This window comes from Bacillus sp. 205(2023) (assembly GCF_037027485.1).
GTDB classification, from domain to species: Bacteria; Bacillota; Bacilli; order Bacillales; family Bacillaceae; genus Bacillus; species Bacillus halotolerans.
This window is the reverse complement of the sequence record NZ_JAXCHF010000006.1, coordinates 51,446-75,109: the sequence shown is the minus strand read 5'-3', so window position 1 is coordinate 75,109 and position 23,664 is coordinate 51,446. Positions and strand designations below refer to the sequence as shown.

23 protein-coding genes are annotated in these 23,664 nt (G+C 44.4%); 5 read left to right on the top strand and 18 right to left on the bottom strand.

The features are described 5' to 3' along the window. From WA325_RS15100 to WA325_RS15085, 4 genes are read right to left on the bottom strand one after another with little or no spacing between them, the layout of a single operon-like run. Positions 1-1,482, bottom strand: a complete 1,482-nt coding sequence (locus WA325_RS15100; RefSeq protein ID WP_105991651.1) for a Na+/H+ antiporter subunit D — start codon at positions 1,480-1,482, stop codon at positions 1-3. Then, positions 1,475-1,816, bottom strand: coding sequence for a Na(+)/H(+) antiporter subunit C (locus tag WA325_RS15095; RefSeq protein WP_105955471.1), 342 nt, complete (start codon positions 1,814-1,816; stop codon positions 1,475-1,477). Before WA325_RS15095 ends, WA325_RS15100 begins: the two co-directional genes overlap by 8 nt. Beyond that, positions 1,816-2,247 (bottom strand): Na(+)/H(+) antiporter subunit B, encoded by a 432-nt coding sequence (locus WA325_RS15090; protein WP_044158935.1) that lies wholly within the window; start codon positions 2,245-2,247, stop codon positions 1,816-1,818. Before WA325_RS15090 ends, WA325_RS15095 begins: the two co-directional genes overlap by 1 nt. Further along, complete coding sequence (locus WA325_RS15085) at positions 2,240-4,645, bottom strand: Na+/H+ antiporter subunit A (protein ID WP_326326704.1); 2,406 nt, start codon at positions 4,643-4,645, stop codon at positions 2,240-2,242. Before WA325_RS15085 ends, WA325_RS15090 begins: the two co-directional genes overlap by 8 nt. 234 nt (positions 4,646-4,879) lie before the next feature. Between WA325_RS15085 and WA325_RS15080 the strand changes: the two genes are divergently transcribed. Continuing rightward, a complete protein-coding gene (locus WA325_RS15080; RefSeq protein WP_105955502.1) occupies positions 4,880-5,095 on the top strand; it encodes a hypothetical protein in 216 nt (71 codons plus the stop codon). A gap of 37 nt (positions 5,096-5,132) precedes the next feature. On the opposite strand, the gene maeN is transcribed toward WA325_RS15080, so the two are convergent. The 7 genes from maeN to maeL form a co-directional block, all read right to left on the bottom strand. After that, the gene (gene maeN, locus WA325_RS15075; protein WP_105955469.1) at positions 5,133-6,479 is read right to left on the bottom strand and encodes a sodium/malate symporter MaeN; all 1,347 of its coding nucleotides are present in this window, start codon (positions 6,477-6,479) and stop codon (positions 5,133-5,135) included. Between the two features lie 153 nt (positions 6,480-6,632). Continuing rightward, on the bottom strand, positions 6,633-7,592 hold the full coding sequence (gene nupQ / locus WA325_RS15070) for a guanosine ABC transporter permease NupQ (RefSeq protein ID WP_024122669.1): 960 nt from the start codon (positions 7,590-7,592) through the stop codon (positions 6,633-6,635). Continuing rightward, positions 7,593-8,639 carry an ABC transporter permease gene (locus WA325_RS15065; RefSeq protein ID WP_105955468.1) on the bottom strand — a complete coding sequence of 349 codons (1,047 nt, stop codon included), beginning with the start codon at positions 8,637-8,639 and terminating at the stop codon, positions 7,593-7,595. Beyond that, a complete protein-coding gene (locus WA325_RS15060) occupies positions 8,632-10,164 on the bottom strand; it encodes an ABC transporter ATP-binding protein (RefSeq protein WP_105955467.1) in 1,533 nt (510 codons plus the stop codon). The genes WA325_RS15065 and WA325_RS15060 overlap by 8 nt, the downstream gene beginning before the upstream one ends. A 114-nt stretch (positions 10,165-10,278) precedes the next feature. After that, complete coding sequence (gene nupN, locus WA325_RS15055; protein WP_024122666.1) at positions 10,279-11,358, bottom strand: guanosine ABC transporter substrate-binding protein NupN; 1,080 nt, start codon at positions 11,356-11,358, stop codon at positions 10,279-10,281. A gap of 470 nt (positions 11,359-11,828) precedes the next feature. Beyond that, positions 11,829-12,536 carry a two-component system response regulator MaeM gene (gene maeM, locus WA325_RS15050; RefSeq protein ID WP_024122665.1) on the bottom strand — a complete coding sequence of 236 codons (708 nt, stop codon included), beginning with the start codon at positions 12,534-12,536 and terminating at the stop codon, positions 11,829-11,831. After that, a complete protein-coding gene (maeL, locus tag WA325_RS15045) occupies positions 12,529-14,130 on the bottom strand; it encodes a two-component system sensor histidine kinase MaeL (RefSeq protein ID WP_024122664.1) in 1,602 nt (533 codons plus the stop codon). Before maeL ends, maeM begins: the two co-directional genes overlap by 8 nt. 177 nt (positions 14,131-14,307) lie before the next feature. Here maeL and WA325_RS15040 point away from each other — a divergent pair, with 177 nt between their 5' ends. Continuing rightward, complete coding sequence (locus WA325_RS15040; protein WP_095713969.1) at positions 14,308-14,865, top strand: YufK family protein; 558 nt, start codon at positions 14,308-14,310, stop codon at positions 14,863-14,865. 17 nt (positions 14,866-14,882) lie between these two features. Here WA325_RS15040 and WA325_RS15035 read toward each other — a convergent pair whose 3' ends face one another. The 3 genes from WA325_RS15035 to WA325_RS15025 form a co-directional block, all read right to left on the bottom strand. Next, positions 14,883-15,296: a thiol-disulfide oxidoreductase DCC family protein gene (locus WA325_RS15035; RefSeq protein ID WP_059292652.1), complete on the bottom strand. Its 414-nt coding sequence runs from the start codon at positions 15,294-15,296 to the stop codon at positions 14,883-14,885. Between the two features lie 20 nt (positions 15,297-15,316). Continuing rightward, complete coding sequence (locus tag WA325_RS15030; protein WP_083244502.1) at positions 15,317-17,191, bottom strand: transglycosylase domain-containing protein; 1,875 nt, start codon at positions 17,189-17,191, stop codon at positions 15,317-15,319. 92 nt (positions 17,192-17,283) lie between these two features. Next, positions 17,284-18,492: a multidrug efflux MFS transporter gene (locus WA325_RS15025; protein ID WP_308315553.1), complete on the bottom strand. Its 1,209-nt coding sequence runs from the start codon at positions 18,490-18,492 to the stop codon at positions 17,284-17,286. On the opposite strand from WA325_RS15025, the gene WA325_RS15020 reads away from it, so the two are divergent. Together WA325_RS15020 and kapD are read left to right on the top strand one after the other, a co-directional pair. Beyond that, positions 18,395-18,598 carry a hypothetical protein gene (locus WA325_RS15020; RefSeq protein ID WP_044160312.1) on the top strand — a complete coding sequence of 68 codons (204 nt, stop codon included), beginning with the start codon at positions 18,395-18,397 and terminating at the stop codon, positions 18,596-18,598. The two genes, WA325_RS15025 and WA325_RS15020, sit on opposite strands and share 98 nt — an antisense overlap. A 77-nt stretch (positions 18,599-18,675) precedes the next feature. Continuing rightward, positions 18,676-19,293 (top strand): 3'-5' exonuclease KapD, encoded by a 618-nt coding sequence (gene kapD / locus WA325_RS15015; protein ID WP_336183934.1) that lies wholly within the window; start codon positions 18,676-18,678, stop codon positions 19,291-19,293. 26 nt (positions 19,294-19,319) lie between these two features. Here the strand turns inward: kapD and WA325_RS15010 are convergent, their stop codons facing one another. The 3 genes from WA325_RS15010 to WA325_RS15000 all read right to left on the bottom strand — a co-directional run bounded on the left by WA325_RS15010 (position 19,320) and on the right by WA325_RS15000 (position 22,327). Further along, on the bottom strand, positions 19,320-19,706 hold the full coding sequence (locus WA325_RS15010) for a kinase-associated lipoprotein B (RefSeq protein ID WP_059334744.1): 387 nt from the start codon (positions 19,704-19,706) through the stop codon (positions 19,320-19,322). A 45-nt stretch (positions 19,707-19,751) separates the two neighbouring features. Continuing rightward, complete coding sequence (locus WA325_RS15005) at positions 19,752-21,038, bottom strand: HAMP domain-containing sensor histidine kinase (protein WP_336183891.1); 1,287 nt, start codon at positions 21,036-21,038, stop codon at positions 19,752-19,754. Positions 21,039-21,163: 125 nt separating this feature from the next. After that, positions 21,164-22,327: a MalY/PatB family protein gene (locus WA325_RS15000; RefSeq protein ID WP_105991656.1), complete on the bottom strand. Its 1,164-nt coding sequence runs from the start codon at positions 22,325-22,327 to the stop codon at positions 21,164-21,166. 87 nt (positions 22,328-22,414) lie between these two features. On the opposite strand from WA325_RS15000, the gene WA325_RS14995 reads away from it, so the two are divergent. Beyond that, positions 22,415-22,675, top strand: a complete 261-nt coding sequence (locus tag WA325_RS14995; protein WP_024122655.1) for a YugE family protein — start codon at positions 22,415-22,417, stop codon at positions 22,673-22,675. A gap of 26 nt (positions 22,676-22,701) precedes the next feature. On the opposite strand, the gene WA325_RS14990 is transcribed toward WA325_RS14995, so the two are convergent. Continuing rightward, positions 22,702-23,526, bottom strand: coding sequence for an alpha/beta fold hydrolase (locus WA325_RS14990; RefSeq protein ID WP_336183890.1), 825 nt, complete (start codon positions 23,524-23,526; stop codon positions 22,702-22,704). Positions 23,527-23,664: the final 138 nt, after the last annotated feature.

The window sequence follows — 23,664 nt, the reverse complement described above, 5'->3', positions numbered from 1 at the left end:
CTACTCCTTCAAAACAGCTTCAATATATTTTTCCGGATTCAGCAAAGTCTCGGCCGCTTGATCAACGTACGGTGACACCCATTCTGTACCCAATCCGAAGAGAAGAGACAGCAAGAGAAAAATAGCTGCCGGATATAGAAGCCCTTTAGCTGTTCTAAAATTTTGCTTTGGTGTTTCTTTTTCTTCGCCCCAAAACGCATGGATAAAGATTCTTAACACGGAATACAGGACGAGCAGGCTTGAAAGCAGGATCAGCATGGAAATCGTAAATTCACCTTCAGCGAAGCCGCCTTCTGCAATTTTAAATTTGCCTACAAATCCGCTGAGAGGCGGGATGCCGGCAAGAGATACAGCCGACATGAAGAACATCCATCCAAGAACGGGGTATCGTTTGATCAGACCGCCCATTCGTTGCAGGCTTGCTGTTCCTGTCAAAGCGATCAGCGTGCCTGCCAGCATAAATAATGCGCCTTTAATCAGCATGTCGTGAATCAGGTAGTAAATCGCACCTTGAATGGATGCGGGCGTTTGAACTGCAACACCGAACAAAATAACGCCGACAGCAGTAATAATGTTATAGATCACGATTTTCATGACATTCTGATAGGCAAGTGAACCGATGACACCGAAGATGACAGTGAGAGCCGCGAGCCATATCATCAGCTGGTGGGTAAACGCTGTATCGTGAATGAAAATCAGTGTGAACACTCTTGTGATCGCATATAATCCGACCTTGGTCAGCAATGCGCCGAACAATGCAGAGATGGCTGCCGGCGGCGCGTAATAAGAGCCGGGAAGCCAAAAGTAGAGAGGGAAGATCCCGCCCTTCATACCAAACACGATAAGTAACAGGACACCGATTACAGTAATCAGCCCAGTTTGCCCGGATTCGCTGATTCTCACACTTAAATCCGCCATGTTTAATGTGCCGGTCACCGCGTATAAAAAGCCGACGCCGATGACAAACAATGCTGATGACACGATATTAAACACAATGTATTTAAGCGACTCCCGCAGCTGAATTTTTGTGCCGCCTAATACAATCAGCATATAAGAAGCAATAAGCAGAAGCTCGAAAAATACGTACATATTAAATAAATCGCCTGTTAAAAACGCTCCGCTTACACCAGCCAGCAAAAACTGCACGCCGGAGTAATAAAAGGCACGTTCCCGTTTTTCACCGATAGAACGGAAGGAATAAAGCACAACCAATAAGCCGATGACTGCTGTGGTCAGAACAAGCAGGCTGGCAAATTGATCTGCAACAAGCACAATTCCGTAGGGGGCTTTCCAGCCGCCCAAACTCAGTGTCTGAATGCCGTTTGTAAAAACAGTCTGCACGAGTAAAACGCTGATCACAATTCCGAGTGCGGATGCCGCAGTGCTGAAGATCCGCATGAGCATGATGTGTTTGTTCATGAAAATCAGCAGAATGGCGGACAGGAGCGGGATCAGAATTGGCAATATAACAAAATTATTCATGTTGATCATTTCCCCTCATTTGATCCAAATCGTCCGTTTTCAATTCCTGATAGGCTCGAAACGCCATGACGAGGATGAAGGATGTAACTCCAAATGAAATGACAATAGCCGTCAAAATCAGGGCTTGCGGAAGCGGATCGACAAATGACTTGGCATGCTCGCTCAAAATCGGTGCGGCGCCTTGTTTTAATCCTCCCATAGTTAAAAGCATTAAATGAACGCCGTGGCTCAAAAGCGCTGTTCCGATAATGACCCGAAGCAGGCTTTTAGACAGCAGCAAATACGTAGCAGCCATAAAAATAATACCGGCTGTAACAGCCATTAAGATTTCCATTATTCTTCCTCTCCAATCGTTTGAATAATGGTCATCGTAATGCCTACGACAACAAGATAAACGCCTAAATCAAAAAGCGTCGCCGTGGCGAGCTCCGTTTTCCCAAAAATCGGCAGATGAAAGTAACCGAATGTGTGGGTTAAGAAGGGCGCCCCGAAGACAAAGGAGCCAACTCCTGTTAAGACAGCGAGCAGAAGACCGGCTCCCGCGACGTAAATGAAATTAACCGGCAAAATGGAACGCACAGTTTTTAAATCATAAGCCAGCAGCAGCAAAACGATGGAAGAGGATGTGATCAGCCCGCCGACAAAGCCTCCTCCAGGCGCGTTATGGCCTGATAAAAATAAATAGAAAGAGAAAAGCAATATGATAAAGGATACAAGCTTTGTCACGGTCTGCAAAATGAGGTCGTTTGTTTTTTGTTCATTCACCGCTTTTCCCCTCCTCTTTTACTTTTGTTTTAATCATGCTGAAGATGCCGAGAGCGGCAATCGTTAATACCGTAATTTCAAACATTGTATCAAAGCCCCTGAAATCAACGAGAATGACATTGACGACATTATCTCCTCCGCCAAGATCGTGGCTGTGCTTTGTAAAGAAGGAGGCGATACTGTCTTTTGTCCGCTGGCTTGAGGATGCAATACCGAGCAGGGTGACAATAATGCCGACTCCTAAAGCAATGATAAAGTTTGTCATTCGGAACGTTCTCGTTTTCTTTTTCAGCCGCAGTTTCGGCAAATGATAGAAACAAAGCAGAAACAGGGCGACGGAAATCGTCTCAATGACCAGCTGGGTCAAAGCCAAATCGGGCGCTCTGAAAATAACAAAAAACAATGCAAGCGTATAACCGACAACACCAAGTGAAATAATTGCCGTCAGTCTGGATCGGGCGAATACAGTCGCCGCTGTCGCGCTGATCATGACAAGTGTCAGAATCATTTCGTATATGCCGATTTTCGCCATACCCTCAGTTGTAAAGGAAAATCCGCCTTTCAAAACGAGAGCCCCGCTCATCAGAATGATAAATCCAGCGAAGATATACAGAAGATAATCCCGTAAAAATCCGGTCATATATTGTTTTGTCACTCGATAAGAGCCTTTTTCCATGATGGTCAGGAGCTTCTCGTATAACCGATTGAGCGTGAGTTTCGATGGAAACAGCTTATAGATCCCTTTCCACTTGTTTATCGTCAAGTATCCGATCGTACCGACAGCGATAATGCCCAGTGTCATCAGAACTTCGGCTGTAAACCCGTGCCACTGTGAAATATGAACATGAAACTTCTCATGGCTGTCCAGCAGTGTCGGATAGATTGAATTCATCGCAGGCTCTATCAAGCTGTAGGACAATATATTCGGGAAAAAGAAGAGACTGACAGCGAGCGCAACAAGAATGACAGGTGATACGAGCATTCCGATCGGCGCTTCATGAGCCTGTTTTTCGAGTTTTTCAGGCTGGTAATTGCCTTTAAATGTTTTAAACAGCAGTTTCATGCTGTAGATAAATGTAAACACACTTCCTGCCCAAGCGAGGACAGGGAACAGCGCTCCCCACGTCTGGACGTTGAACAAATCGACATGTGTCACACGAAGCATGCTGGTGAAAAACATTTCTTTACTCAAAAATCCGTTAAACGGCGGGAGACCAGCCATTGAAAATGTGCCAATCAAGGAAATCGTAAATGTAATCGGCATGATCGCCATCAGTCCGCCGAGCTTTCTGACGTCCCGTGTGCCTGTTTCATGATCAATGATGCCGACTGCCATAAACAAGCTTCCTTTAAAGGTAGCATGATTGATGAGATGGAAAATGGCAGCCATGGCGGCAACTGTATAATATTCTGTATGGCCGTAATGCAGGGCTGCAGCGCTGACACCAAGCATCGAGATGATCATGCCGAGCTGGCTGACGGTTGAAAACGCCAAGATGGATTTTAAGTCGGTTTGTTTGACGGCATGGAATGAACCCCAAACCATGGTGAAAATCCCGACGAGAGAAACAATCCAAAACCACTGAGCTGAAAAGGCGAAAATTGGACTGAATCTTGCAATCACATAAATTCCCGCTTTGACCATCGTGGCTGAATGGAGATACGCGCTGACAGGCGTCGGCGCTTCCATGGCGTCAGGCAGCCAAATGTAAAAAGGAAACTGGGCGGACTTTGTAAATGCGCCTATTAAAATCAAAATCATCGCCGGAATAAATAGATCATGGCCGGCAATTAACTGAACCTGATTGATCATTTCTCTGATACTGAAAGAATCTGTGATCAGATAAAGGAGAATGAATCCTCCCAGCATACACAGTCCGCCGCTTACCGTAATCAAGAGCGATTTTGCGGCGCCGTAGCGAGATTTTTCACGCTTGTACCAATATCCAATCAGCAAAAAGGACGAAAGGCTGGTAAGCTCCCAGAACATGTAGAGAACCATGACGTTGTCAACAAGAACAACACCGAGCATAGCGCCCATGAACATTAATAAATAGACATAAAAAGGCCCAAGCTGTTCTTTTTCTTTCGATAAATAAAAAATACTGTAAAGAGTGACCAACGAGCCGATCCCCGTTATCAGTAAGGCGAATAGCAGTCCGAGACCGTCTACATAAACGGTAAAGTTAATGCCTAATGAAGGAATCCACTCCAATACCGATCGTAATGTTTCTCCCGACTGAGTCATTCTGATCATTGGAAGAAAGTATATAAACAGCAAGACGGGCAGGATCAGAACAAACCAGCCCGTATGCACTCTTTTTGCGTATTTTGCCAGAAAGGGAATGATAAAAGCAAATACAAAAGGCGATAAAATAGCAAAATGTAAGAGCTGCAAAGACAAGACCTCCTTTTCTTTAATTGAAACCTGTTCTATGTATAAATCATTAGAATATACGGTCAAACGACCCAGTCCAAATTATATCGCACTTTTTTGGAAGCCGCCATGCTTCAACCTGCCGCGAATGAATTTTACAAGTTCTCTTGACCTTAAAATAAGTTTAGCAAAAATCAGGTCATTTGTATATTTAAAATCGCTCCTGATCAAGCTGTATGTAAGGAGCTGATCATGGTGAAGAGAAAGGTCCTTATGTGCTCAGGTTTATTCTGCTCGATATGTGCAGGGGCATTCATGCTGAATCAATATGACGGCCGTGCCGGTGTGGCAGACAATGATGATTGGGAACTGTATTTATTGGAGCACCACCTGTCAACTAAAATGAGTGAGGCGGAATCTAAGGATAGGCCGTTTGGGCCTAGGGAGTATATGCGGATTGTGAACAAATAAAAAAAGAGTGCCGTCTAAGACGGAACTCTTTTTCTGATTATGAAGTGAAAAAGCGAAGTAAAATCGTCGCGCAAATGACAGTTCCAGCTCCGCCGAGGCGGGTAGAAATTTGGGCGAATGGCATAAGGCCCATTCTTCCTGAAGCGGACAAAATGGCGACATCTCCCGTTCCGCCGAGACCGCTGTGACAGCAGGTAACGATTGCGGATTCAACAGGGTACATGTTCATCAGCTTGCCTACAAAATATCCGGAAGAAATCATGGCAACGACAACTGAAATACAAATGATGACAAACGGAATAGAAATCACAGACGCCACGTCATCTAAAGGGATAAAGAGAATCCCGAGGCCTACCATAAGCGGCCATGTAAAGCTTGATGAAATAAACTTATAAAGCTGGTACGCGCCATCCTCCATTTTTTTCGGAAGGATATTTGCATATTTGATTGCAGCTGCTGAAATAATCATTAAAATAGCGCCTGGGATGAAGATAAATTTCTCCAGTAAACCGCCGAAAATAAAGAACGTACAAGCGAGCAGAACTCCGGCTCCCATCAGTTTAAAGTCAATTTTAGCTTCAGCCTCTTTTTGATTGAACATATCGTTCGCTTTCTTAGATTTGACGAGACGCCCATTGCCGTTTAGGTCAGGACGTTTTTCGCCCAGTTTTTTCATTAAAGCAGCACAGATAATAGCAAAAACGTTTCCAATGATAGCGGCAGGGACCAGCTGAGACACATACACATCAGCGGAAGACCCCAATATTTGCGAATAAGCAATCGAGAGCGGCAAAATTCCTTCACCTATTCCCCCGGCAATAATTGGCACAACGACAAAGAAAAAGGAATCATAGGCACTGTAGCCGAAGATGAATCCGACGAGCACGCCGGCCGCAACCGCCGCAATTGTGCCCGCTACTAAAGGAACGAACATTCTGATGAATCCCTGTATTAAAACAGTTCTGTTCATTCCAAGAATGCTTCCTACAACAAGACAAGCGATATAGAAATAAAGAAAGTTAGACGTTTTCATTAAATTGGTTACAGCATCTAATGATGATGGATTCAACACATTATAAAAAACTAAAAAAGATGGCACAAACAAAGATAAAATAGCAGGACCGCCAATATCCTTTAAAATTGGAATCCGCTGGCCGATATCGCCAAGAAAGACACCTAAAATCATAATGATGGCAAACCCGCCCAGCATGTTTGCAGGCAGCTCGTTGTAATAGGCCGCAAGAATAATAATGACAGCTAATGCTGTATATAATGGGAGAGGAATCACGCCGATTTCCCAAGTCCATATTTTCTTAAACAGGCTTTTCTCCTGTGTGTCTTTGTGCTCAGGTAAAACTTCCTCTGTTTTGTGAATTGCTCCCATTGTCATACACCCCCATGTATTGTTTGTTACAGTCTACAAGAAAGCGCTAACAAAGAATATTTTTTTAAGTTAAATAATTAATAAACAACTAAATTAATTGGGTATTTTGGAGTAGAAAAAATCCCTGAGAAGCCGCTTCCCAGGGAGATGTGGTTACCGTTTTCCTTTGATATAAGGCACACCATTTGCTTTTGGCGCATCTGCGCGTCCGATAAAGCCGGTTAAGGCGAGAATGGTTAATACGTAAGGGGCAATCAGCATATATACATTCGGTATGTCCTTAAAAAGAGGGAGCAGTGAGCCGATAATGCTTAAGCTTTGCGCGAATCCGAAAAACAGGGCAGCGCCGAGTGCGCCGATCGGATGCCATTTTCCGAATACAAGGGCGGCGAGTGCGATAAAGCCTTGCCCGGAAATGGTAGAGTGCGTAAAGTCGAGGGCAATTGTTGACGCATATACGCCGCCCCCGAGGCCGCCGAACAATCCGCTGATCATCACGCCGATATAGCGCATTTTGTAAACATTGATCCCCATAGTATCGGCCGCCATCGGATGTTCTCCGACGGAACGAATACGGAGGCCGAACGGGGTTTTAAACAAGATAAACCACGAAATAAAGGCCAGGACAATTGCGAGAATAGACGTATAATAGACATCTGAAAAGAAGATTTTTCCCAATACGGGGATGTCGCTCAAGCCGGGAATACTTGTTTTATAAAAAGGCTCGGGAATTTTGTCAGTTTGCGCTTTTCCGTAAATCAGCTTTACGATAAATAAAGTAGCCCCAAGCGCCAGCATATTAATGGCGACGCCGCTGACTGTCTGATCAGCGCGAAACGATATCGCCGCTGCCGCATGAATCAGTGAAAACAGCGCGCCGGCTGCCATAGCGGCAATGAGCGAAAGCCAAGGTGCTGCGGCTCCCAATTCAGGGCCTAAAAATAAATTGAATAAAACACTGGTGAACGCTCCGATAATCATAAGGCCTTCAAGGCCGATATTGACGACGCCTGATCTCTCGGAAAATACGCCGCCGAGAGCGGTTAAAATAAGCGGGGCTGCGTATACGAGTGTGGCAGGGACAATGATTGATACAATCTGCAGAAAGTCCACTTAGTTCGCCCCCTTTTTCTTCAATTTATCCGCGACAAAACGAATGGCATAGCTTGAAGCAACAAACAGAATGATAATGGCAATCACAATATCGACAACCTCAGAAGGTACGCCTGATTCAATTGGCATATTTAATGCCCCGATTTTGAGTCCGCCAAGCAAAGCTGCCGCAAGCACAACACCGACCGCAGTGTTCCCGCCCAGAAGAGCGACGGCAATACCGTCAAAGCCGACGCCGGTAAATGCGCCTTTGACAGCTGCGTATTCAAACGTTCCCAGACCTTCCATGGCACCTGCAAGGCCTGCAAAAGCTCCTGAAATGAGCATGGAGGTCATAATATTCTTCCGCACGCTCATACCGGCGTACTGGGACGCGTGCTGGTTGAATCCGACTGCCCGAAGCTCAAAGCCTTTCGTTGTTTTGTTAATCATAAACCACATAACAACAGCTGCGAGAAGGGCGATGACGATCCCCCAGTGAAGCCTTGAATAATCCGTAATCTGCTCAAGAAACGGCGAGCGCAGTGAGGCCGATTCGTGAATTTTTTCCGTCTTATCCTGATTGTCTGTCATAACTTTTGAAATCAAATAATTGGTCATATGCAGCGCGATATAATTCATCATAATGGTGACAATGACCTCATGAACATAGAACCGTGCTTTTAAAAAGCCGGGAATAAATCCCCATAAACCGCCTGCTGCAGCCGCTGTGATCAGTGCAAGCGGCATATGAATATATGCCGGTCCGTCAAACACCGTTCCAACCCAAACGGCAGCTGTCCAGCCCACTAGCAGCTGTCCCTCTACCCCGATATTGAAAAGCCCGGTTCGGAAAGCGAAAGCAACAGCTAATCCGGATAAAATATAAGGTGTAATCTGCCGGACGGTTTCCCCGATGTAATAGATTTCTCCAAATATCCCATTCCATAAAGCGGAATAGCCGCTGATCACACTGTATCCGCTCGCAAGCATAATAAGTGCGCCGGCCAGCAAGCCGAGCATGATTGCAATGAGCGGCACGAGTAAATGAGAGAGTCGTTTAACCATTTGCTTTCCCCGCTTCCTTTTGCGTGCTTCCCGCCATCAAGAGGCCGAGCTCTTGCTCAGTCGTATCCTGCGGATTGACGCTGGATATGATGCTGCCTTCAAAAATGACAGCGATTCTGTCACTGAGATTCATGATTTCATCCAGCTCAAACGATAGAAGAAGAACGGCTTTTCCGGCATCACGCTGTTCAATGAGTTTTTTATGGACAAATTCAATCGCTCCGACATCAAGGCCGCGAGTCGGCTGGGCGGCGATTAACAAGTCAGGATTGCGGTCAATTTCCCTTCCGATAATTGCTTTTTGCTGGTTTCCGCCTGACAATGCCCGCGCCTGTGTATATTCATCGGGGGTTCTGACATCGTACTCGCTGATCAGGCTGCGTGCTTTCTTATACATTTCGCCTTTATGTAAAACACCGAATGCTGAATAAGGCTTTTTGTAATAGCTTTGGAGCACGATATTCTCACCGATCGGAAAATCCAAAACGAGGCCGTGTTTATGGCGGTCCTGTGGAATATGCCCGATTCCGGATTCCGTTACTTTTCTCGGCGTCAGGTTTTGTATCTGTTTTCCGTTTAAGGAAATGGTTCCAGACTCCGTTTTTCGGAGTCCTGTAATCGCTTCAATCAGCTCTGACTGTCCGTTTCCGTCAACGCCGGCTATGCCGACAATTTCTCCGGCATTGACAGAAAGCGATAAATTCCTTACAGCTTCTACTCCGCGAGTATCTTTTACAGTGATTCTGTCAATCGCCAGCACTTCAGATCCCGGCTGAGCCGCTTTTTTTTCTGTTTTGAACGATACCTCGCGGCCGACCATCAGACTGGCGAGCTCGTCTTGATTTGTATCCCGGACATCCAGTGATTTGATGCCTTTTCCTTTGCGGATAATGGTAACGCGGTCACAAACCTCCATGATTTCTTTCAGTTTATGGGTAATTAAAATAATTGATTTTCCCTCGTTAACGAGGTTCTTCATGATTTGAATGAGTTCTTTGATTTCATGAGGCGTCAGCACAGCTGTCGGTTCATCAAAAATCAGAATGTCAGCCCCGCGGTAGAGGGTTTTTAAAATTTCTGCACGCTGCTGCATGCCGACGGATATGTCAGCTACTTTTGCCTCGGGATTAATTTGAAGTCCGTATCGGTCGGAAATGTCCTGAACTTCTCGGACAGCGCGTTTTCGGTCAATCCGCCCGAGCTTTTTCGGCTCCTTCCCGAGAATAATGTTTTCAGCAACTGTAAATGTATCGACAAGCATAAAATGCTGATGCACCATGCCGATTCCGAGATCATTCGCTTTGTTCGGGCTGTTGATGTGCACCTTCTCACCGCGGACCCGAATTTCCCCCTTTTCTGGCTGATACAGCCCGAAAAGGACGTTCATCAAAGTTGATTTGCCCGCTCCATTTTCACCGAGCAGCGCGTGGATTTCGCCTTTTTTGACCTGAAGATTAATGTTGTCATTTGCGACGATACCGGGAAACTCCTTGCGTATATTGAGCATTTCAATGACATATTCCACAGAATTGACCGCTCCTTTTTTCAAGATGCTTTTAACAAAGCCGCAAGGACATGTGCAGCTTTGCTCTGAAAGAAAAACAAGGGATAAGGGCTCTTCTCCTTATCCCCGCGATTCTTATTCAGCTTTGAAATTTTTCAGCTCTTTCTCTGTTCCCGGCACTTCTAATCCGTCGATGATTTTTTTCTTCCAATCATCAACTGCTTTGATTACATCATCCGATAGGTTTTGTTTAGAGGAAGAAATGCCGACTCCGTCTTGATCAAGTCCGTATGTAAGCGTTTCTCCGCCGGGGAATTTGCCTTCGCTTGCTTTCTTTGTTAAATCTTCAACTGCTGTATCAACCTTTTTGACCATGGAAGTAAGGGTGACGTTATCGTCTGTTCCTTCTACTTGGCCTTCTGCGTATTGATCTTTATCGACTCCGATCACCCAAACATCACGCTTCGGGTCTTCTTTTTTCAGGTTCTTGGCTTCTGTAAAGACACCTGTGCCGGTGGCGCCTGCGGAGTGGTAAATCACATCAACGCCTGATTTATACATGCTCTCGGCGGTTGCTTTTCCAACGTCCGCTTTATCAAATCCGCCCGCATACTTCACCTGGACAGTTGCGTCAGGTTTTACAGCCTGAACCCCTGCACGGAAGCCGACTTCGAATTTTTTGATTAACTCGGATTCCATGCCGCCCACAAATCCGATTTTTCCTGATTTGCTTGTTAAAGCTGCGGCCACTCCGACGAGAAATGAGCCTTCCTGCTCTTTAAACGTAATGCTTGCGACGTTGTCTTTATCGACGACTGCGTCAATAATCGCAAAGTTTGTATTTTTGCGCTGATCGGCGATTTCACTGATTGAATCTTCCATCAAATAACCAACGCCATAGATCAAGTCGAAATTCTCACGCGCTAATTTATTTAAGTTTGTTGTATAATCTGCATCTGATTTAGATTGCAGGTAGTCGTATCCGTTTTTTCCTTTTTCCAGACCATTATCTTTACCGAAGGCTTGGATGCCTTCCCATGCTGATTGGTTAAAGGATTTGTCATCCACCCCGCCAATGTCGGTGACCATCGCCACACTGAATTTGTTTTTGCCCTCACTGTTTCCGCTGCTTTTTTCGCTGTTTCCGCATGCGCCTAAAATGGTGCCCGCTGCGATTACAAGTGACATCGCCAATCCGATTTTGCGTTTATTCAAGATAAAACCCCCCAGGAAAATTTGGCCTGAGCTGATCCGGACAGTCATGAGATGGGATGCCTCACTCAATTCTTAGAATCGATAAAATTTTCAGATAATAACAATTAGAATGAGCTGAGACAGTTCTGATCTTCCCTTAGTAAGTGTGGCATGAATGTTTCCTTCGAAAGGCGGGGAAGAGAAAAGGATGTTGAAGGTGTTCCGGGCGGAAAACCGAGACATCTCTTTCTGAAGTGTGACTTATGACTTAGTCTAGGGATCAACTAACCACTCATAATTTATCATTTTACTTACAAGAAATAAATAGAATTACGCATAATTTTAAAAAATATGTATTTTTGGAATTGTGTAATCAGATATGCAAAAAAGTCCTTTATTATTCTTGTATAGCTTATTGGCGAAATGTTCAAGCACCTTGGCAAGAGATGTGACAGAAAAAACGCACTGCTCGACATGAACAGTGCGTTTTTTTATAAATATTGCTTAATTCCGTTAAGGTTGCCTGTATTGACATTGTACTGAAACACCGGTCTTCCGATCGTTCCGTACGCCATTTCGACATTCAGAACCTGTATATCCTCAAGAAATTTTAAGTATTTTCGGATGGATACTTGAGATATTTCAGTATGATTTGCCAGGTCTTCTGTCGTAAAGGACTCGTTTTCAAAGGATTGAATGCTGGACCAAATCAGCTTCAGCGTGCTTTTTGTCAGCCCTTTTGGCAGGTGCACTTTTTCTGTCGCCTCCTTCTTATGAAACAGTTCCGCGTCCAATTCTTTTTGGCTCATGTTTCGATGGGTGGAATACACTTTTTGTTTTCGTCTGTAATCAGAAAGGGCAGTCTGAAAACGTTCAAATTCAAACGGTTTGATTAAGTAATCCACAGCTCCGTAACGAAGTGTTTTTTTGATGACGTCCAGCTCGCTTGCCGCAGAGATGACAATCACGTCAACCGCTTCATTTTGGGCTCTCAATTCCGTCAGCAGCTCAAGCCCGTTTTTGCCCGGCATATAAATATCAAGCAAAATGAGGTCGATGTGATGCTCTCCTAAAATATGCAGAGCGCTTTGAAAGGAAGAGGCGATTCCTTTCAGCTGAAAGCCTTCTATTTGGCTTAAATATCGTTTATTTAATTCACCCACCATGGGGTCATCTTCAACTATTAGTACATTAATCATGGTTTTCCTCCTTCGGTTCGTACGGGATGCGAAGACTGAATGTGGTTCCTTCATTTTTTTCGCTGGTGATAATCATTTGGCCCTTTAAATTCTCCATGCTTTGCTGGGTGAAATAAAGGCCGAATCCCCGGTTTTTGCCCTTTGTTGAATAGCCTTGTTCGAATACCTTGACTTGGTCTTCTTCGGACATGCCGGCTCCTGTATCGGTAATTTCAATGTCCAATATCTTGTCATGAAAACGCATGGACATCGTGATTTGTTTTTTCGGCATATTGGCAACAGCGTCCAAGGCGTTGTTGATGAGATTTCCGATAATCGTAATCAGTTCATGAATGACTGAAGGATCTGCTGCGTTTGGAATAACTCCGCTGCATTCAATATCGAGATTTGCGCCCTGCTCTCGTATGTAGCTCTGTTTTCCCAACAGAAATCCGGCCAGCACGGAGCTTTTGACATCATTTATGATTTCACTTGTTTCTGATTTTTGCTGAATGGCAATATCTTTAATATAATCTCCAAGATCGTCATACTCTTTCAGCTGGACGAGACCTAATATCACATGCAGTTTGTTCATAAATTCATGAGACTGCGCTCTCAGTGCGTTTGCATACATTTTAACACCGGAAAGCTGTTCAGCTAAATGTTTTACCTCGGTTTTGTCCCGGAATGTCGCAATCGCTCCGACGGTTTGTCCTTTTAGCTGGATGGGCACTTCATTAAATACAAGCTCTAATCCGTTAATACGCACATCTCTGTCTTGAAGAGGTTTTCGGGTCTCAATGACATTTTTCAGACGGCTCTTCGGCAGGATGTCATTGACATCCTGATCGACGGGATTTGTTTCTATGCCCATTTTAATGAAAAGGCGCTTTGCTTCCGCATTGGCAAGCTTGATTTTACCGTGTTCGTCGACAGCGAGTATGCCTTCTTTCGTTGATTCAAGCATCGCGCTTCGTTCTTGAAGAAGTGTCGCGATTTCATACGGTTCAAGTCCGTACATGATATTTTTCACCGTGCGTGCGACGATAACAGCTCCGATGACGCCGACGAATATACTGACGCAAATAATAAAATAGAGCGGCCGTAAGCTGTGGCTGATGACTTCGTCAATTTCATTCACTGTGATGCCGACCGCAACGGCTCCGACTTGTTTTCCATTCTTGGCGTAGACAGGCACGAACGCTCTCTGCGATTTCCCAAGCGTGCCTGAGGCGGTGCTGATATGGACATGTCCTTTTAATACTTCGGCTTCATCTCCGCCCCTGAATTTTTTTCCGATTTTGCTGTGGTCCGGATGGGTTCTGCGAATGCCGTTCATATCCATGACAACGACAAATTCTGTACCGGTAATTTTCTGGACGTCCAGCGTGTAGCTGAGCAGTTCCTTCTGGTTTTTTCCGCTCTCCAAAGCGGAGGCAGTAATCGGTGCGTCGGCAACCATTTCAGCCGTTTGCAGCGCTGTGTCTCTTTCCTGATCACGTATCCTTTTAGAGGTTTGGGCACCGACGGTAAAAAAGGTGATGAGCAGTGCGATTAACACGACGATACAGACAAATATGGTGAGTCTGGTTTGCAGTTTTAATGTTTTTTTCATATAAAACTTCCTTACGTTTTATGATTCCTGCGTACTACTTTACTCTCAAAATGCCGCTTTGTGAAGATTTGGGACCGTAATTCGTAAAAAGGAGAAAAAATGGAATAATTTATCTTGTCAATGTGTTTTAAGTCCTCCATAATAAATGAGGTAGATTACAGAAAGGGACTTTTTTATATGAAAAATACTTATTTGACAGGATACTTTCCGCTGATTGCGATCCTGCTTTTTAGTTCGTCTTTATCCATTTCAACTTCACTCTATGCATTGAAGATGCTGTCTTCATTTGGAATGTACGATGGGATGCTCGATTACTTCTCAGAGAAAGGAATCAGACTTGCGTTATTTGCGGCCTTTGCACTTTTATATTTTATGGTTCTGTCCGCTCTGAAATTAATTGCAAATACCGTGACTGAGCTGTCACTGCTGTTTTTCGCAAATGATCCGGAAGGAAAAAACCTGAAAACAGTCAGAATGGGCTCTATCATATATTTAGGCGGCGGGATCTTATCCTTTGTGCTATTGCAAAATGTCATCTGGATTGTGATCTGGTTTGCAGTTGTTACACTTGCTTACTTTGTGTTCGTTGTTTACCGGATTTATTCAACACTTTCTATCATGTCATTGGTAGGATTCATTCTGTTGGAACTGCTGTTTTGGTTTACATTTGTTATCGGTATTCTGTTCATATTTATCAAGCTTTATAATAGCATAATGGCTAGCTTACCTGTGTAAGCTAGCCATTTTTTCGTTTATGGTAAAAATCTATTTTTTATAGAAGGGGAGGGGAGCATACATTCATTTTTTTTGCCGAACCACTTATAGCGGTTTTTGGCAATAAAAGAATAGAGCATATCTCTGACAGGTTTCGGCACTGCAAAAAACAGGACGAAGAGCCGCCATGGGCCCCGCAGATGCCTGAAAACCTTTATGGCTGCAGTTGACTTAGTGTAAACCTGGCCGTCTTCAATAAAGACAAAGCTGTCAAAATGCTCAGTCGGAAGCCCGCTTTTTTTCAGCAGGCTCTGTCCTGTTTCCGATTGAAGCGATGCAAATGAAATCAAACCGTTTGGATCACGCTTTATGATAAATTGAACGGCACCGTTGCATAAGTTGCACACACCGTCAAACAGCAATACGCGATTTGGAATTTGTTTTGATGTCACTGCAGATCCCCTCCGATTCTTTAATAAGCTGCCTGCAGCGTTCCTTTCCAGATGGAAAGCTGAGGGCTGATACTGTGAAGGTATTCAACGCTGCTCGGTGTATCTTTTCCGACCCAGACACCCATTGTGTACGTATCTGTCAGGCCGACGAACCACATATCATGATAATCATTTGAGGTTCCCGTTTTACCGCCGATATAAGGCGCTTTGAAATATGCTTTTTTCCCTGTCCCGCTTTTAACAACGGAAGACATCAGTTTTTTCAGCTGCATGTTTGTGCGGACGCTGAATATCTGTGTCGCTTTGTCATTCCATTTATAAATCGTTTTTCCTTTTAAATCCGTCACTTTTGTAATCGCGTGGCTCGGCGAGTAGCTTCCGCTGTTGCCGAATGTTGTATACGCCTTTGTCATCTCAAGAGGCGTCATGCCGTGTGTAAATCCGCCAAGCGCCGCCGGCAGAAGATAGTCGCTGTTGACAAGCTTTGAAAAATGATACGGCTCAATATAGCTGAATGCTTTTTGGATGCCAACGCGGTCCAGCATTCTGATGGCCGGTGTATTATACGAGTTTTTAAACGCTGTATCGAGCGTTACTGTGCCGTATGTGCGGTTATTGTAGTTTTGCGGACAGTAGTCCCTGCTGCAAAATTTGCCGGCATCAATTGTGCTGCTTGCCGTCGCACCTGTCTGTTCAATATAAGGTCCGTAATCGAGAAGCGGCTTAATGGATGACCCTGGCTGTCTGTATGCTTGGTAGGCACGGTTAAAATCATACTTGCGATAGTTTTTGCCGCCGGATAGAGCGACAACTTGATGCGTCTGGTGATTAATCACAGCCGCTCCGCCCTGTACGCCCGCATACGGAAGCTTCGAATTCATTTGTGCCACGACTTGATTTTGCATGTACGGATCAAGTGCGGTATAAATTTTTACGCCATCTTTCAGAAGTGTGCTGACTCTGGCGGACAGCTCGTTTTCTATCTTGTCTTTTTGTTTTCCTGACGCTTTTTGAAGACGCTTATCAAAGCCTTCAGATTCAGACACTAGTTGAGTGAATTCATCATTTACGTAGGAAACGTAGTCCGGATATTTGTCTTCTTTCTCTTCGACATCCAGTTTGATTTTTTGTTTTACGGCTTTTTTCAGCTCTTTGTCCGTAATGACTCCGGCATTTTTTAACCCTTTAAGCAAGCGTTCTTGACGGCTTTTCGTGTAGTCAAAATGCTTGAGAGGATCATATAATGTAGGGTTATTAGGTATAGCGCAAATAAAAGCCATTTCTCCCAGTGTGAGAGATTTCAGCGGTTTGCTGAAATAGAATTCAGCAGCTGATCCGACGCCATAAACGCCGTTATTAAAATAAATCGTATTTAAGTAGGCTTCAAGAATCTCATTTTTCGTATACTTTTTCTCAAGCTGATAGGAGTACGCAAGCTCAGTCAGTTTGCGGCTGAAGGAGCGCTCGTGGCTCAAATACAAGTTTCTTGTAAGCTGCTGTGTGATGGTGCTGGCCCCCTGGTCAATCTTTTTGTCCTTCACGTTGGAAGCGGCCGCCCGCACCATCCCCATAAAGTCAAAGCCTTTATGTTCGTAAAAATGGCGGTCCTCGGACGTTAAAAATATCTGTTTGACTTCTTCGGGAATCTTCTTGAAGGGAACCAGCACACGGTTCTCATCATCGCTGACGATTTCCGAGACCAGAGATCCGTCCCTGTCGTACATGTAGCTGTTCTGAACAAGGCTGATCTCTTTCAAATCAATATTCTTATCAAGCACCTGATCCAGGGACTTCATTTGTTTTACTTCTTTTCCGGAAGCGATAACTGTAAATGCAAACAATGGGATTATGCAAAGGAGCAAAATCCATCCGATCATTTTTCGTAACATGGTCACTCTCTTTTCTCCTAAATTCTAGCCATATCGTACCATTCTTTTGAGTTTACGAGAAGGTTAAATTTAGAAGACTCCTCAATTTTTGCTGAGAATCAGCTTGCTTTGGCATACGATTCTTTTTGGAATTTCTTCATGATCCAAAGCAGGCAGGCACCTGCGAAAAAGAGAAATGCTGTGACATAAAAGGCTGCAGAGATATTGAAGTGACTTGATATAATACCGCCGAGAAGAGGTCCGAGAACGTTTCCTAAAAAGCGAAAGCTGACATTGTAGCCGAGGACTTCTCCCTGGATGGAGCCGGGAGCCTGAACGCGGATCGCCGCCGTGATGCATGGCAGAAGGCCGCCCATCGCCATCCCGAATAAAAACCTGAAAACTAGCAGCACACTGAATGAAGAAGCGAGTGCCTGCGGAATAAAAAATAAAGAGGCGGCGATTAAAAGCCCGATTAAAATGCGGCGGTGGCCGTAGCGGTCTCCTAAATCTCCCCATTTTCTTGCCAGCAGCAAACTGCCGAGTCCGGTTGCCGAAAATGCCATGCCGGAGAAAAAGGCCAGATTGTCAGATCCGTGCAGCTCGTTTACATATAAAGCGAGCAACGGCTGGATACTGAAATTTCCTGTTTGAATCAGCATGGTTAACAGCATCATGACCCAAAGCGCGGGCTGGTGAAAAATATAGGAGAGCACTTCTTTTCTCGTATAAGACTGACGTTTATTTATCTTCTCTGTGAGCGGCTGTTCTTTGACCCCGAATAACACGAGAAGAACGGCTGAGAAAATCACAAAGGATGTGATAAAAAAGGTATACGTAAAGCCGAAGTGGTCAGCAAGAACGCCTCCCAAAAGCGGGCCGAACAAGCTTCCGGACACTTGCCCCATTTGGAGCGTGCCAAGCGTTTTGCCGGCTGAGCTTTTAGGCGTCTGTGCGGAAATCATCGCAAGGGATGTCGGGATAAATCCGGTTACAAGCCCCATTGCCATACGCAGAAAAAACAATTGATAAACCGACGTGACAAAGCCCATTAATAAAATGCTGACGGCAATGCCGGTTCCGGTTGTCAAAAGGATTTTCTTGTAACCGCGTTTGTCTCCGAACCGCCCCCAGAATGGGGATACCAAAAAAGCCATTAAAAATGTAATGCCGAACACATAACCGCTCCACCTTTGCACAAAGCCGTTGGAAAAGGTGCTGAGCGTCTCAATATACAAGGAGAGAAAAGGGACGATCATCGTTGTGCTGGCTGATACAAAGAAATTCGCCAGCCACACAATGACAAAGTTTTTCTTGCGGATAGAAATAACATCACCTTCTTATTATTTCGGGTTCCTTACTAATTATAAAGAAACAGTGCACCATTTAAAAGAAACAATGCGGCTGGGAAAATTCATTATTTTTAGAAAATGAAGAAATGAAGAGAAGGAGAATTGATATACTATAAAGATAGCATTCTTCTGATCGGAGGAAAGGCAGGTGTAAAAATAGTGGAGGCAGGCAACTTACTCATTATTGATTTCGAATTTACGATGCCCGAAGGAAAATACAGTCCGCAAAATTTTTTTCCGGAAATCATTGAAGCAGGAATTGTAAAGTCGGTTAATGGTGAAGTAGTTGAGACGTTTTCGAGTTATATCAGGCCGAAAAAATTCCCCAAGCTGACGAAACGCTGCAGATCATTTTTAAACATTACGCAAAACCAGGTAGATGAGGGGATGAGGTTCGAGGACTTTATCCGTAAATTAAATGAGCTTGATCCTGAAAAAAAATGCACGATCATCACGTGGGGAAACATGGATATGAAAGTGCTGAAGCAAAATTGTATGTTTAACCATATTCCTTTCCCTTTTAAAGGGGAGATGAGAGATTTATCGCTTGAATATAAAAACTTTTTTGGAGACCGGACACTGACCGGCTTGTGGAAGGCCGCGGAAGAGTACGGAGATAAAGGAACCGGCACCCATCATAAGGCGCTTGACGATGCTCTTACAGCCTATAAGCTTTTTAAGCTTGTCGAGCAGGATAAGCAGTATCTTGAAAAACCAAAACCGCCGACAATCGGCGAGAGGATTGATTTATCTGAACTGTTCCGGCGCGCCACATAAAAAACCCAATCTTTCGTCAGACTGGGTTATGGCCGGGTAAAGTATTCTTTTTCTAAAACGTCCAGATTGTTCAGGGAGCGCTTTGCCCATTCTGAATCATCTCCGGTCAGTTTGGCTCTCAGCTGTGCAACCGCTTCCCGCAAAGACTCGTTATAATCCGGCACTTCACTGTCATAGGGCTTCACCATATGATGAGGGATATTGGTCTGTTCGCCGAAAGCGAGCGCTCTTCTCTCATGGAAAAACGGCACATCTGCCTGTTTTGGATTGTGAAGGTCTCCTTGAGCGGGATGGGTAAGAACCGCCTTGATTTTGACTAAATAATGCTGCGGTCTGCAATCTGTTATTTCTCCTATGTATACACCTGTTTTGTAAAATCCTTTTACGATAGAGCCTTTCTCAAATGTACTCATCTGTTATCACCTCGCATTCATTCTATAAAAGTTCCAATTGATTTGCTAGTGAGGAAGGTCGGCAGGGAGCTTGATCGTCACAATGGTTCCTCTTTGAAAGCTGCTGCTGAACGAAATGGTACCGTGATGATGTTCAATGATGGAAAACGTCACAGTCAGTCCAAGTCCCGTTCCGTTCGTTTTTAAAGAATAATAAGGTTCACCCAGCTTCTGCATTTGGTGATCCGTCATGCCGACACCGTTATCTGAGATTTTGATTACGATCATATGGCCGCTTCTTTTGGCTGAAACTTGGATGACCCCTTTACCCGGGGGAACGGCTTCAATGCTGTTTTTCATGAGGTTGATCACAGCCTGCTTCAGCTTTGTTGCATCCCCGTATACCAAAAGGTCCGGCTCGGCGTCCGCCTCTACTGTCACAGATTTGTAATTGGCATACGAAATCATGAGGGAGCTCGTCTCTCTGATAAGAGAAGATAGATCAAAAATCTCTTTTTCATATAATTGCTGTTTGGCGATATCAAGATAATTTGTAATAATGCCCTGAGCCCGGTCAAGCTCTGACAGCACAAGCTTTTTATAATCCGCACTGGATTTGTTTTGAAAGGATTCATCATTAAAAAGCAGCTGGACAAATCCCCGGACAACTGTCAGCGGATTTCTAACTTCATGAGCCACACTTGCCGCAAGTTCACTCACAATCTCCATTTTTTCCGAATGAATAAGCTGGGAACGCAGGGCGATATTTTCTGCGATGCTTTCTATAATATAAATGCTTAAAAGAAGAACGGTGCAGCGGAACAAACCCGATACAGCTGCCTCATAATATAAGGATTCGGAATTTTGAAAATTTAAAATATTCACGGCGGAAAAAACCAAGATGGAGGCGAAAAATAAGAAGATCTCCAAGCAACCGATGAATAAAGACAGCAGCAGTTTTCTCGCTTTGGACATGAATGGCCACTTTTTTTGAAGCAAAATTGGGATGATGATATGAAAAGGCAGCAAAGTGAAAACAAAAATGGCGGAAGGCTCAAAAAACAGCAGTTCAAAACATAAGACGGATGCGGCGACTGTTAGCCCGGAAGCAGTGTTTATGTAAAATAAACAAATGATGACAGGAATGATTTGAAGACCGTATTGGATGTAGTCCATTTCCTGTATAGGGAAGATAATGCATAAAACGGAGGCGCCGCATGCAAATAACGTGACCAATCCGTTGTTGATTTTTGGTACAAGGATTGAAGGTTTTCCAAGCCAAAACACTTGGTAAAGAAGAATGGGAAACAAAATAAAGCAAATATGCAGGAGATAGTCTTTTAGAATTTCCATTCGAGTGAAATCCTTTCGTATAAAATATGAATCTATTATAACACTTATCATTAGAAGTAAAATACAAAATTTCTTTATAAAGAACGCCTTTACGATTGATGCGTAAAGGCGTTTGTGACGAATATTTACTCCAACGCTGTTTTTATCCGGCGCAGTCCGTCCTGCAAGGTTGCCAGAGGGCACCCTGCATTCAAACGCATAAATCCTTCTCCGCCAGGGCCGTATTTCTTGCCGGGCTCCAAAATAATTTTCCCTTTGTGCAGCATCTTTTGCTGCAGCTCCGCATCAGACAGGCCGTATGCGCGGAAATCGAGCCAGATCAGGTAAGACGCATCAGGCTTCATCATCTTGACATTCGGGAGCTCGCTGGTCAAAAAGGCGGCCGCTTCATCCATATTTTTCTCAAGATATGAAATCAGTTCATCAAGCCACGGCCCGCCTTTTGAGTAAGCGGCTTCGATTGCGCTCACGGCAAACGCGTTTAATCCGCCTAAACCGTTTCGCTGCAGGCTTGCTGAAAATTTAGCGCGCTTCAGCCGGTCTGGAATAATAATTGCTGACGCCTGCAAACCCGCGATGTTAAACGTTTTGCTCGGTGCTGCGCAAGTCACAGAAATCTCAGCGAAATCGTCAGAAAGAGAGGCAAACGGTGTATGGGTATTTCCGTAGAGCATCAAATCGGAATGAATTTCATCTGAAACGACTGTAACGCCGTGTTCCAGGCATAATTCGCCGAGCTTCAGCAAATCTTCCCGGCCCCAGGCACGCCCTGAAGGGTTATGCGGATTGCATAAAATAAACATTTTGACGCTCGGATCACTGATTTTTGTCTCCAAATCTTCAAAATCCATTACATATGTTCCGTCTTTTTCTTTAAGCGGATTATGTAAAATACGCCGGCCGTTTTTCTCAATCATATGGTAAAAAGGCGTGTAGACAGGGGATTGGACAATCACTTGATCCTTTGGTTCTGTAAAAGCCTGTACCGCCATGCCCAAAGCTGTGACAACACCGGGACTGAATGCAATGCTTTCCGGGTTCACCTTCCAGCTGTGCCGGTTATGCATCCATGCACACACTGCATCTTTTGTTTTCTGATCTGGAGCTGTATATCCGAAAATCCCTTGTTCTAGGCGCTGTTTTAATGCTTCTGTTATCGCTTCCGGCGCACGAAAATCCATATCCGCCACCCACATCGGGAGTGCGTCTGTCACGCCGAACAATTCGCCCGTCTTGTCCCATTTGACGGATTGGGTGCCGAGGCGCTGTTCTTGTTTGTCAAAGTTCATTCTGTTCCACCTCTTATGTATGTTTATTTTTCTTAGCGTAACTATGATAAAATAGATCTGCAAATTTTATTATAAGCGGTGATGAAAATGGAAGAAAGTCAAGCGGTCAGGGAAATGATCAATGTCATTGCCAAATGGGACCCGTTTAAATATGGTGAAGATTTTTATGAAACGGAGGCTGTTGATGTCGTACAGGCCGTCTATGATGAAGACGATCCTGAAGTGTTAGCGAAAAGCATACAGCATATTTTCGAAGCTTCTTTTGAACAAACACTTCCGATCGACAGCTGCCGGAATGTGGCTGGCCAGCTGCTGTTCATTAAAGACAGCAGCTCTTGCACGCCTTGAAAAAACCGGTATACAAACCGGTTTTTTTATTCTGTGATAAACTCTGCAATTCGTTCGGAAACGAATTCAGGGCGTTCCTCCGGCACCAAATGCCCTGTTTCCCGCAATGAATACAGTTTGGAATCCGGCAGGTCCCGGTGCAGGCGTTCGCCGATTTTCAACGGAACCACCTTGTCTTCCTCGCCCCAAATCAATAAAGCGGGTTTGTTGATCTTTTTCAATTCCTCAGACTGTAAATCTCCTTCTCTGTGCCGGATGAACCTTGTCATTGCTTTGAAAATCTGTTCATCTTGAAAAGGTTTGCCGTAGCCGTCAATCATCGTCTCGTCAATCAGCGATTTGTTGTGGACGACATTTAATAAGTTTTTCATCACGCCTTCTTTGGAAAGCCAGCGTTTTATATAAAGATGAAAATATGGGAGGTGAGTCCCGAAGATAATCGTCGGGTGCGAGCGTTTTAAATAACCTGAACTGCAAAGAAGCACAATCTTCGAGAAGAGCTCAGGCTTTAATAGAGCAGCCGACAGCGATATCTGTCCTCCCATCGAATGCCCGACAAGCGCCGCCTGTTTGACTTGCAAGTGCTCCAGGAGTCCGATGATAAGCATGGCGAGGTTTTGATAGGTATATATAAATGTCCTTGATTTTTCTGATTGGCCGAAAGGAGGCAAATCGAGCGCGATGATGTCATACTGGTCCCGAAGCAAGGGGATTAATTTTCTGAAGCTGAAAGCAGAAGATAAAAACCCGTGTACGCAGACAATTGTTTGTTTGCCCGGGTTTTGATAGTGCTCATAATATACATGTACTCCTCCGACTTTAACACGCCTTATTGGTGTAACCGCCTCCATTTTGCCGTCACTCCCTTCATAGGATGTCCTGTATTATGCCCTGAAATTGTCAGTTCTAGCGGAAGTTTCTCTTCGTTTTTTCTTAGCATTCGTCAAAAAACGTGATATAATGTCATGAGATTTCTTGACATTGCAAAG

Excerpts from the sequence above, each read along its gene's own strand:
- WA325_RS15100 (WP_105991651.1), bottom strand. The coding sequence starts at position 1,482 with ATGAATAATTTTGTTATATTGCCAATTCTGATCCCGCTCCTGTCCGCC.
- WA325_RS15095 (WP_105955471.1), bottom strand. The coding sequence starts at position 1,816 with ATGGAAATCTTAATGGCTGTTACAGCCGGTATTATTTTTATGGCTGCT.
- maeN (WP_105955469.1), bottom strand. The coding sequence starts at position 6,479 with ATGGGAGCAATTCACAAAACAGAGGAAGTTTTACCTGAGCACAAAGAC.
- WA325_RS15065 (WP_105955468.1), bottom strand. The coding sequence starts at position 8,639 with ATGGTTAAACGACTCTCTCATTTACTCGTGCCGCTCATTGCAATCATG.
- maeM (WP_024122665.1), bottom strand. The coding sequence starts at position 12,536 with ATGATTAATGTACTAATAGTTGAAGATGACCCCATGGTGGGTGAATTA.
- maeL (WP_024122664.1), bottom strand. The coding sequence starts at position 14,130 with ATGAAAAAAACATTAAAACTGCAAACCAGACTCACCATATTTGTCTGT.
- WA325_RS15040 (WP_095713969.1), top strand. The coding sequence starts at position 14,308 with ATGAAAAATACTTATTTGACAGGATACTTTCCGCTGATTGCGATCCTG.
- WA325_RS15010 (WP_059334744.1), bottom strand. The coding sequence starts at position 19,706 with ATGAGTACATTTGAGAAAGGCTCTATCGTAAAAGGATTTTACAAAACA.
- WA325_RS15005 (WP_336183891.1), bottom strand. The coding sequence starts at position 21,038 with ATGGAAATTCTAAAAGACTATCTCCTGCATATTTGCTTTATTTTGTTT.
- WA325_RS15000 (WP_105991656.1), bottom strand. The coding sequence starts at position 22,327 with ATGAACTTTGACAAACAAGAACAGCGCCTCGGCACCCAATCCGTCAAA.
- WA325_RS14995 (WP_024122655.1), top strand. The coding sequence starts at position 22,415 with ATGGAAGAAAGTCAAGCGGTCAGGGAAATGATCAATGTCATTGCCAAA.
- WA325_RS14990 (WP_336183890.1), bottom strand. The coding sequence starts at position 23,526 with ATGGAGGCGGTTACACCAATAAGGCGTGTTAAAGTCGGAGGAGTACAT.